We start from the raw sequence: 9427 nt of genomic DNA on the forward strand, positions 1-9427 counted from the left end.
ACGGTGAACAGGTTGCGCTCCGTCGGCAGCGGGATGGGACCGGACACCTTGGCACCCGTCTTCTGAGCGGTATCGACGATGAGCTTCGTGGACTGGTCCACGATCTCATGATCGTATCCCTTGAGGCGGATGCGAATCTTCTGATTAGCCACTTTCATTTCCTCCGTTAAGCTTTCGGACGTTCAACGCTTAAGCGTTGCCGCCGGCCTTGCTGATAATCTCTGCAGCGACGTTCTTGGGAACCGGCTCGTAAGAGTCGAACTGCATGGTGTAGGTTGCGCGACCCTGCGTACCGGAACGCAGATCGGTTGCGTAGCCGAACATCATGCCCAGCGGCACCTTCGCGGAGATGGCGACGGAACCGGTGCGCTGCTCCTGGCCCTGGATCATGCCACGGCGAGACGGGATGTCGCCCATGACGAAGCCCGTGTACTCCTCCGGGGTCTCGACCTCGACGGCCATGACGGGCTCGAGGATGACCGGATCGGACTTGCGCAGAGCTTCCTTGATGGCCATGGAACCGGCAACCTTGAAGGCAGCTTCCGAAGAGTCGACGTCGTGATAAGAACCGTCGATGAGCTCGACGCGCACGTCCTCGACGGGGTAACCGGCCAGAACGCCCTTGTCGATGGAAGGAATGTATTCCTTCGGCACGACGCCGCCGACGATCTTGTTCTCGAACTCGTAGCCCTTGCCGGCCTCCTGCGGGTACATGTTGATGACCGCATGGCCGTACTGGCCGCGACCGCCGGACTGGCGGACGAACTTGCCCTCGGCGGAGAGGACCTCGTGGCCCGGACGCTCGCGGTAGGCAACCTGCGGCTTGCCCACGTTAGCCTCGACCTTGAACTCGCGCATCAGGCGGTCGACGATGATCTCCAGGTGCAGCTCGCCCATGCCGGCGATGATGGTCTGGCCGGTCTCATGGTTGGTGGACACGCGGAACGTCGGGTCCTCCTCGGCCAGCTTCTGCAGGGCGATCTCCATCTTGGTCTGGTCGGCCTTGGTCTTCGGCTCGACGGCGATGTCGATAACCGGGTCGGCGAACTCCATGGACTCCAGGATGATCGGAGCGTTGTCGTCGCACAGGGTATCACCGGTGGTGGTGTTCTTCAGGCCGACGACGGCGACGATGTCGCCAGCGGAGCAGGAGTCGATGTCGACGCGCTGGTTGGAGTGCATCTGCAGCAGACGGCCGACGCGCTCCTTCTTGTCCTTCGTGGCGTTGGTCACGTAGGAACCGGCGTCCAGGGAGCCCGAGTACACGCGCAGGTAGGTCAGCTTACCCACGAACGGGTCGGTCATGATCTTGAACGCCAGGGCGCTGAACGGGGCCTTCGGGTCGGAAGGACGCTCGTCCTCCTCGCCGGTGCCGGGCGTGGTGCCCTTGATGGCGGGAACGTCGACGGGGGCCGGCAGGTAATCGACGACGGCGTCGAGCAGCTCCTGAACGCCCTTGTTCTTGTAGGCGGAGCCCACGAACACGGGGTTGATCTTGCAGGTGATGACGCCCTTGCGCAGAGCGGCCTTCAGCTCCTCGACGGAGATCTCCTCCTCCATGAGGACCTTCTCCATGAGCTCGTCGTCGCAGTCGGCGGCAGCCTCGACCAGCTCCTGGTGAGCCAGCTCGGCCTCATCGGCGAACTCTGCGGGGATGGCATCCATGGGCTCAGGGTAGGTCATGCCCTTGTCGTCGGCCTTGAAGTCCCAAGCGGTCATGGTGACCAGGTCGATGACGCCCCAGAAGTTGTCCTCGGCGCCCATGGGCAGCTGAGCGGCGACGGCGTTGGCATGCAGGCGATCCTTCATGGTCTGGATAGCATGCTCGAAGTCTGCGCCGACGCGGTCGTACTTGTTGATGAACGCGATGCGCGGCACGCCGTAGTTCTCGGCCTGACGCCACACGGTCTCGGACTGCGGCTGCACGCCTGCAACGGCGTCGAAGACGGCGACGGTGCCGTCGAGGACGCGCAGGGAGCGCTCGACCTCGGCGGTGAAGTCCACGTGGCCGGGGGTGTCGATGATCTGGAAGCGGTACGTCTCGTCGTCCTTCTTCCAGAAGCACGTGGTGGCGGCAGCGGTGATGGTCACGCCGCGCTCCTGCTCCTGGACCATCCAGTCCATGGTAGCGGCGCCATCGTGCACCTCGCCGATCTTGTGCGTCTTGCCCGTGTAGTACAGGATACGCTCGGTAGTGGTGGTCTTACCGGCATCGATGTGGGCCATGATGCCGAAGTTACGCGTGAGTTTCAGATCATTAGCTTTAGCCATGTTAGGTCACGCCCTAGAAGCGGTAGTGCGAGAACGCACGGTTGGACTCGGCCATCTTGTACAGGTCCTCGCGCTTCTTCACGGAGGCGCCGGTGTTCTCGGCGGCGTCCATGATCTCGGCGGCCAGGCGCTGCTTCATCGTGTGCTCCTTGCGCTTACGGGAGAAGTCCACGATCCAGCGGATGGCCAGCGTGGTGGCGCGACGGGAGTTGACCTCCATGGGCACCTGGTAGGTGGCGCCGCCGACACGCTTCGGCTTGACCTCGAGGGTGGGGCGGACGTTGTCCATGGCCTTCTTGAAGATAGCCAGCGGATCCTCGCCCGTCTTGGCCTGGACCAGCTCGAAAGCACCGTAGACGATGCCCTCGGCGGTGGACTTCTTGCCGTCCAGCAGGATCTTGTTGATCAACTGGGTGACAAGGCGGTTGTTGTAGACGGCGTCCGGCTGAACTTCACGACGGACTGCTGCTGCACGACGCGGCATGTAAAACTCCTTCTGATTCCTGCGCGCTTCGGGGAAGCTTTCTCCTTCCCATTAGGTTGCCGCCTTCCCGACCCTTTCGGGAGAGGCGCTTTCATGCAACCCGCGCGGCTTAGCGGTTACTTATTTCGGGCGCTTGGCACCGTAGCGGCTGCGGGCCTGCTTGCGGTTGTCCACAGCGGCGCAGTCCAGCGCGGCGCGGATGACCTTGTAGCGGACACCGGGGAGGTCCTTAACACGACCACCGCGGATGAGCACCATGGAGTGCTCCTGCAGGTTGTGGCCGATGCCGGGGATGTAGGCCGTGACCTCCATGCCGTTGACCAGGCGCACACGGCAGACCTTACGCAGAGCCGAGTTCGGCTTCTTGGGGGTGGTGGTGTACACGCGGGTGCACACGCCACGCTTCTGCGGGTTGCCCTTCAGAGCCGGCGTCTTCTTCTTGTCGACCGACTTCTTGCGGCCCTTGCGGACCAGCTGGTTGATGGTAGGCAAAATCTTCTCCTTCTATATTTGCCTCCGGCGGTGTACGAGACCACCGCCGCATTACTCGCGGGTTTCCAAGTGCGTTCAGCTGATACGCACGCGAAAACCCTGCCCCTTTCGGAGCGCGAGTTGGAACTTTATCACCGGGTATAGGGGCTGTCAAACGCCACGCATCCGGGTGTGTCTATTGCTATTCTACCCTGTTTTGGCTGGTCATGCAACGTTTTATGATTCCGCGATGCACGTTTTGCACACAATTTCGCGAAAAGTTGTTGCAAAAGTTGCGAAACGGTGCGGGGGCTGGTTTTGCCGATAGCGCTGAACGAGTCCTAAGCCCTTCCCTGCTGCCGAAATGACCGGTTTTGCGTGCCGATGCGCTATTTTCGGGCCTCGAGCACGAGCTGCTCGACCAGGCGCGCGCAACCGTTGAGGTTGTCCACGGTGATGTATTCCTCGCAGGAATGGTAGTTCGCCATGCCCGTGGCAAGCGTGATCGCCGACACGCCGCGTCCCGCAAGGATGTTGGCGTCGGCGCCGCCGCCGGATGCGGCTAGGTTGGGATGCAGGCCGGCCGCGCGCGCTGCGCGCAGGGCGCCTTCGACCACCGGGTGATCGGCAGCGTAGGAGATGGGCAGGTAGTCGGTGCGCCACTCGATGTCCACGCTGCCGCCGGCCTGTGCCGCGGCGGCGCGCATGGCCTCGTCCATGGCGGCACGCTCTGCGCGGGCGCGCTCGAGCGAGGTGGAGCGGCATTCGCCCGACAGCCAGCAGGTGCCGGGCACCACGTTCGTGGCGCCGTCGCACTCGATGACGCCGACATTGGACGTGGTATGCGCGGAGATGCGCCCTAAGGGCATATGGCAGACCGCCTGGGCCGCCATGGCAAGCGCCGAGATGCCGCGCTCGGGCTCCACGCCGGCATGCGCCGACTTTCCGCGGAAGGTTGCAGTGAACGTGCAGTGGCACGGCGCCTGGTTGATGATGGTGCCCGGATCGCCGTCGGCATCCAGGACGTAGCAGGGCGTGCCTTCCGGAAGGAACGCCGTATCAAGCGCGCCGGCGCCCAGCAGGTGCATCTCCTCGCACGTGGTCAAGATGACGTGCACGTCGGGAAGCACCTCCCCCGCTTCGATGAGGCTGCGCAGCCCTTCGAAGATGGCCGCCACGCCCGCCTTATCGTCGGCCGACAGGATGGTGTCACCCGCGCTTCGGATCACGCCCTCGGCCACCACGGGTTCGATGCCGCTGCAGGGACGCACGGTGTCCATATGCCCGCACAGCGCAACGGCGCCAGGAACGCTGCCGGCGCGGAAAGCGATGAGATTGCCCGTGTCGGAACCGGTCTGCTCGGCGGAGTCATCGAAGCGGACGGTGAACCCCAGCCCCTCCAGCTCAGCTTCGCACCGTTTCGCCATAGGTGCCTCATGGCGCGACGGGCTTTCGATGCGCGCAAGTTCGCAGAACAGGTCGAGCAGACGGTCGGGCTTCACGGGTTCCCCTTTCGGTCGGGATGTCGGTTCGCCGGGATACGCGGAAAGCCGCGCTCAGGCGGCTTTCCGAAACGGTTCATATATACAGATATAGGCCAGCACCCGCGACAACGCAAGGAATGCTCGAAACGACCACGCGGCGCGGGCCTGCGTCGTTATCGCGCGGCTCGCGCTTGCGCCATGGCGTCCTGCGCGTCCTCTTCTTTGCGCAGCCGATCGCGCTCGCGGTCGATGGCGCAGTTGCGGAAGTACACAACCCAGTTGGCGGCGATGCAGACGACGTTGATGAAGTACACGGCGAGCACCCAGTTGATGGTGCCGGAGACGAACTTCGCCGCGATGCCGGCAACGTAGCCGAGCGTGATCAGCAGGATAAACTGCCAGCTGGTTCCCGCCGCCGTGCGGGCTTTGAAGTTCTTGTAAGCGTTCATAGGCCACGAAAGCCCGAAGCAAATGAGCATGGCCGCCTCAAGCGCCTCCGCCATTTTCGTCATCTCCCTTGGTGGTATTCTGCAGGTTCGCCGCGGGCGCACGCCCCCGGCGAGTCGTTATGGTAAAACTGTCAACGTTATAGGTTAAGCGTTTTCGATAATCTGCGCGTTATCGTCACATTGAAGGCGAAGGAGGTGCGCATGGAGCTGTTGCAGCTGCGCTATTTTCACGAGGTGGCGCAAACCCAGCATATGACGAACTCGGCCAAGCGCCTTGGCGTGGCGCAGCCGGCGCTGACGCAAGCCATCCGGCGCCTTGAAGGCGAGCTGGATGCGAAGCTGTTCGAGCGCGTTGGGCGCAACATACGGCTGACCCCCTGCGGAGAGGCGCTCGAAGGCAAGGTGGCCCCGCTGCTCGCCGCGTTCGACGAGATTCCCCAGGCCATCGCACAGGCGAAGGGCCAGGAGCGCAACACCGTGCGCATCGACGTCGAGGCCGCCACATCTATGACCGTCGACGCCATCGCGGCGTTTCGCGCGACGGTGCCGCAGGCCGCGTTCGTCATCAACCAGGCCAACAGCGAAGCCCGCTGGGACGTGCGGGTACGCACGGTGGCCTCCGGGGGCGCCGGTAAGCCGGATGCGCGCACGTCCGAGGTGTTCCGCGAGCGCATATGCCTGGCCATCCCCAAGGAACAGGCGAAGGGCGAGTCGGTTCGCCTGGCCGATTTCGCTGATGCGCCGTTCGTGTGCCTGGCGGGAACGCGCGGGTTCCGCGGCGTATGCGACGACCTGTGCCTGAAGGCGGGGTTCGCGCCGAACGTGGTGTTCGAGTCGGACAGCCCCGATGTGGTGCGCAAGTTCATCGCGCTGGGGCTGGGCGTGGGGTATTGGCCCGAACGCAGCTGGGGCGCGTTGGAAGGGTCGGATGTGGTGCTGGCGCCGATCGCGGATGCGGGGTTCGAACGCGACATCGTGGTAGAGACGGCAAAGCATCCGCTCGGCCAGAAAGCCGCCGAGTTCCACGCGTTTCTGCTGGAGTTCATAAGGAGGCAGATGGGAGAAACGGGCGCGTAAGGCGCCCTGAAACGAGAAGAAGCCCTCGCACAGCTCATTGCGCGGGGGCTTCCTTGTGCGATGACGTTCGCTGACGCGGGGTTACAGCGCCAGGATGGGCGCGGCCACCTGCTTCTTGCGGGAGAGCACGCCGGGCATCCAGACGGACTTGCCGGTGCAGTCGATATCGAAGGCGCGGTTGACGAAGTCGGTGTCGCCTTCGCAAATGAACTGGCTGCCCTCGGCCAGGATGTCGGTGGCGAAGAACAGCACGAACTGGTAGCCCTTGTCCGCGACCAGGCCCTTGATGGCCTCGCGGATCTCGGCCTCGCGGCCGAGCACGGCCTGCAGGTCGACCGTTTCGTACTGGCCGATGTAAACCTTGTTGCCGTTGGACAGCTCGAACTCCTTAGCGTCGGCGTTGACCAGCTTGTCGACGGGCAGCTCGGCGGGGTTGGAACGGCGCTTGAAGATGGACATGCCATACTCGACCGGGTCGACGCCCACGGCAGCGGCCGTGCGGGCGATGATGTCGCGGTCGAAGTCGGTGGTGGTGGGCGACTTCATGATGACGGTGTCGGTGAGCATGGCGCCGAGCAGCAGCGCGGCGATGCCCTTCGGCAGCTCAACGCCCTCGATCTCGAACTCGCGTGCCACGATGGCGGCAGTGGAGCCGACGGGCTTGGCGTTGAAACGCAGCGGCTGCGCGGTGACCAGACCGCCCAGGCGATGGTGATCGACGATCTCGACGATCTCGGCGGCGTCAAGGCCGTCGGCGGACTGCAGGGCCTCGTTGTGGTCGACGAGGATGACCTGCTGGCGCTCGGAAAGGGACTCGATCAGACGCGGCGCCTCAATGCCGTTTTCGCCTAGGATCCACTCGGTCTCCGGCGGAAGGCCGCCCAAACGGCACGCCTCGTAGACGGCGTCGGAACCGGCGCGCTTGGCCAGCTCGTTTTTCAGGTACGCATAGCCAACAGCTGCGCTGATGGCATCGTTGTCGGGGTTCTTGTGACCGAACACCAGGATGGGTGCCGCCATGTGATCGCTCCTTCGCTAGCCGGGTTACGCCCGGCCCTTCATCGTCCTACCCTTTTCGGTGCAGCTTTCGCAAAAGACGCTACGCCGACCAACTATTATAACCTCGCTTGGCGAACATGCCCAAAACCCTAGCGAACAGCCACGAACCGAGCGCAAACGGGGGCGGTGGCTGCAGCGCTACGGAGCGAAGGCCGCCGCCATGCGGCGCGAAAAGGAGCCGGAAAGCGAAACCAGGCGCATCCGCCGCCCCGTTTCGCCGACACGGCCCCGACGGCAACAACCGACGCCATGCGGAGGTCACGGCTCCAAACACGGTTTCCTCCACGTGTTGGAACCGTTAACCGTGCGTAAACCGCTACGCGCGCCGGCGGCAAGCCGGTATAGTGTACGGAAACGGAAACGCCGGCTGAAACGGCGGCGATGCGCGAAGGAGCGAACATGGAGACGATTGGGTTGACCGATATCATCGGGCCGGTGATGGTGGGGCCTTCGAGCAGCCATACCGCCGGCGCGCTGCGCATCGCGTACATGGCGCGCAAACTTGCCGGCGAGCTGCCGGCGCACGTGGAGTTCCGCCTGCTCGGCAGCTTCGCGCATACGCTGACCGGCCACGGCACCGACAAGGCGCTAGTCGCCGGCATGCTCGGCTTCGCGCCCGACGATCTGCGCATCCGCAACTCCTTCGCACATGCCCGCGAGGCGGGGCTGGACTTCACGTTCACCCCCCTGCCCGACTGCGACGACTTCGAGCACCCCAACACCATCGACATCGTCATCGACACCGCCGAGGGCGGGCGCATGGAAGTGCGAGGCGAAAGCATTGGCGGCGGCGCGGCCGTCATCCGCAAGATCGACGGGGTGGACGTCTACATCACCGGCGAGAACCACTCGATCGTGGTGCAGCAACGCGACCTGCCGGGCGTGCTCGCACATATCGCCACCAGCCTTTCGGCGCACGGCGTCAACATCGCCACGGCCCGCCTATACCGCGAGCAGCGCGGCGACACGGCATGGACCGTGCTGGAAACCGACCAGCGCATCGACGACGATGCGCAGGCGACCATCCTGGAAAACCCCCTGATCCGCGGCGTGCGCGTCATCCCCGCAGCCGCGCTCGGCCAGTCCCAGGCAACCGTCGGGGAAACCGAGCAAGCAGCGGCGCTCGAGCGCCTGCGCGCGCTCGATTTCACGAACGGAACCCAGCTGCTTGCGCTTTGCGCCGCGCAGAAGGCCGCCATCTCAGAGGTGTTCCTGCGCCGCGAGGCAGCTGTGCAGCAGGCCGGCGGGCACGTCGACGGCACGGGCGCATACCTTGCCTACGCGTTGCGCGTCATGAAAGATGCCGCGTTCCTGCCGCTCGACGCGCCCGCCGTATCCATGGGCGGGCTTTTGGGCGGAGAGGCGCAGCGCATCGCGAAGGTGCGCGACTCGGGCGCCGACGTGCTCGGCGAGCCCATCGCCAGCGCCTGCGCCTATGCCATGGCCGTGCTGGAGACCAACGCCTCCATGGGCCGCATCGTGGCGGCCCCCACCGCCGGCTCGGCCGGCGTGATCCCCGGCGTGCTGCTGGCGCTTCAGAAGGCGAAGGGGTATTCCGACGAGCAGCTGCAACGTGCGCTGGCATGCGCGGCCGCCGTGGGCTACCTGATCACCCGCAACGCCACGGTCTCCGGCGCCGAGGGCGGCTGCCAGGCTGAGATCGGGTCGGCCGCCGCGATGGCCGCTGCCGCATGCGTGGAGCTTGAGGGCGGCACGCCCGAGCAGTGCCTCAACGCCGCCGGCAACGCGCTCACCAACATGATGGGCCTGGTATGCGACCCGGTTGCGGGCCTGGTGGAGGTGCCCTGTCAGAAGCGCAACGCCTCAGGCGCGGCAACGGCGCTGGTGAGCGCCCAAACCTCGCTTGCCGGCATCGGCAACCTGGTTGGCTTCGACCAAACGGTTGAGGCCATGTACAAGGTGGGCCGCAGCCTTCCCTTCGAGCTGCGCGAATCGGCCCTGGGCGGCCTGGCTGCAACCCCCGACGCATGCGCCTGGTGCGAATCGCACATGTGCGGGAAATAGCGAGCTGCGGCGCCGGCTTTCCGTACCCAAGCGTGAACACACCTCCGTCCCCTCATATGCCCATCGAGATGTCAAGAGACAATAGTCGGCCTTCCCTGAGTAGCTTG

The 9427-nt window shown here is 64.8% G+C and carries 9 protein-coding genes; 2 read left to right on the forward strand and 7 right to left on the reverse strand.

The annotated features are described in order from the left end of the window. The 6 genes from Q0H50_RS06580 to Q0H50_RS06605 all read right to left on the reverse strand — a co-directional run. On the reverse strand, positions 1–152 hold a 152-nt coding region (locus tag Q0H50_RS06580; protein WP_294420730.1), incomplete at its 3' end, for a 30S ribosomal protein S10. 37 nt (positions 153–189) lie between these two features. Continuing rightward, positions 190–2271, reverse strand: a complete 2082-nt coding sequence (gene fusA, locus Q0H50_RS06585; protein ID WP_294420718.1) for an elongation factor G — start codon at positions 2269–2271, stop codon at positions 190–192. A 13-nt stretch (positions 2272–2284) separates the two neighbouring features. Continuing rightward, on the reverse strand, positions 2285–2755 hold the full coding sequence (gene rpsG, locus Q0H50_RS06590; protein WP_042433267.1) for a 30S ribosomal protein S7: 471 nt from the start codon (positions 2753–2755) through the stop codon (positions 2285–2287). Between the two features lie 120 nt (positions 2756–2875). After that, positions 2876–3247: a 30S ribosomal protein S12 gene (gene rpsL / locus Q0H50_RS06595; RefSeq protein ID WP_042433264.1), complete on the reverse strand. Its 372-nt coding sequence runs from the start codon at positions 3245–3247 to the stop codon at positions 2876–2878. Between the two features lie 368 nt (positions 3248–3615). Then, a complete protein-coding gene (locus tag Q0H50_RS06600; RefSeq protein ID WP_294420720.1) occupies positions 3616–4728 on the reverse strand; it encodes a M20/M25/M40 family metallo-hydrolase in 1113 nt (370 codons plus the stop codon). A gap of 155 nt (positions 4729–4883) precedes the next feature. Next, positions 4884–5222: a hypothetical protein gene (locus tag Q0H50_RS06605; RefSeq protein WP_294420722.1), complete on the reverse strand. Its 339-nt coding sequence runs from the start codon at positions 5220–5222 to the stop codon at positions 4884–4886. A gap of 138 nt (positions 5223–5360) precedes the next feature. Between Q0H50_RS06605 and Q0H50_RS06610 the strand changes: the two genes are divergently transcribed. Further along, the gene (locus Q0H50_RS06610; RefSeq protein WP_294420724.1) at positions 5361–6236 is read left to right on the forward strand and encodes a LysR family transcriptional regulator; all 876 of its coding nucleotides are present in this window, start codon (positions 5361–5363) and stop codon (positions 6234–6236) included. 81 nt (positions 6237–6317) lie between these two features. Here the strand turns inward: Q0H50_RS06610 and Q0H50_RS06615 are convergent, their stop codons facing one another. Continuing rightward, entirely contained in the window at positions 6318–7256 is a 939-nt protein-coding gene (locus Q0H50_RS06615) for a manganese-dependent inorganic pyrophosphatase (RefSeq protein ID WP_294420726.1), read from the reverse strand. 438 nt (positions 7257–7694) lie between these two features. Between Q0H50_RS06615 and sdaAA the strand changes: the two genes are divergently transcribed. After that, on the forward strand, positions 7695–9320 hold the full coding sequence (gene sdaAA / locus Q0H50_RS06620; protein ID WP_294420728.1) for an L-serine ammonia-lyase, iron-sulfur-dependent, subunit alpha: 1626 nt from the start codon (positions 7695–7697) through the stop codon (positions 9318–9320). The last annotated feature ends 107 nt before the right edge of the window (positions 9321–9427 follow it).

It is taken from the genome of uncultured Senegalimassilia sp. (assembly GCF_934632265.1).
Taxonomy (GTDB): domain Bacteria; phylum Actinomycetota; class Coriobacteriia; order Coriobacteriales; family Eggerthellaceae; genus Senegalimassilia.

What these genes read in the sequence shown, in the direction of transcription:
- sdaAA (WP_294420728.1), top strand. Translation starts at nt 7,695, where the DNA reads ATGGAGACGATTGGGTTGACCGATATCATCGGGCCGGTGATGGTGGGG.
- fusA (WP_294420718.1), bottom strand. Translation starts at nt 2,271, where the DNA reads ATGGCTAAAGCTAATGATCTGAAACTCACGCGTAACTTCGGCATCATG.
- Q0H50_RS06610 (WP_294420724.1), top strand. Translation starts at nt 5,361, where the DNA reads ATGGAGCTGTTGCAGCTGCGCTATTTTCACGAGGTGGCGCAAACCCAG.
- Q0H50_RS06605 (WP_294420722.1), bottom strand. Translation starts at nt 5,222, where the DNA reads ATGACGAAAATGGCGGAGGCGCTTGAGGCGGCCATGCTCATTTGCTTC.
- Q0H50_RS06615 (WP_294420726.1), bottom strand. Translation starts at nt 7,256, where the DNA reads ATGGCGGCACCCATCCTGGTGTTCGGTCACAAGAACCCCGACAACGAT.
- rpsG (WP_042433267.1), bottom strand. Translation starts at nt 2,755, where the DNA reads ATGCCGCGTCGTGCAGCAGCAGTCCGTCGTGAAGTTCAGCCGGACGCC.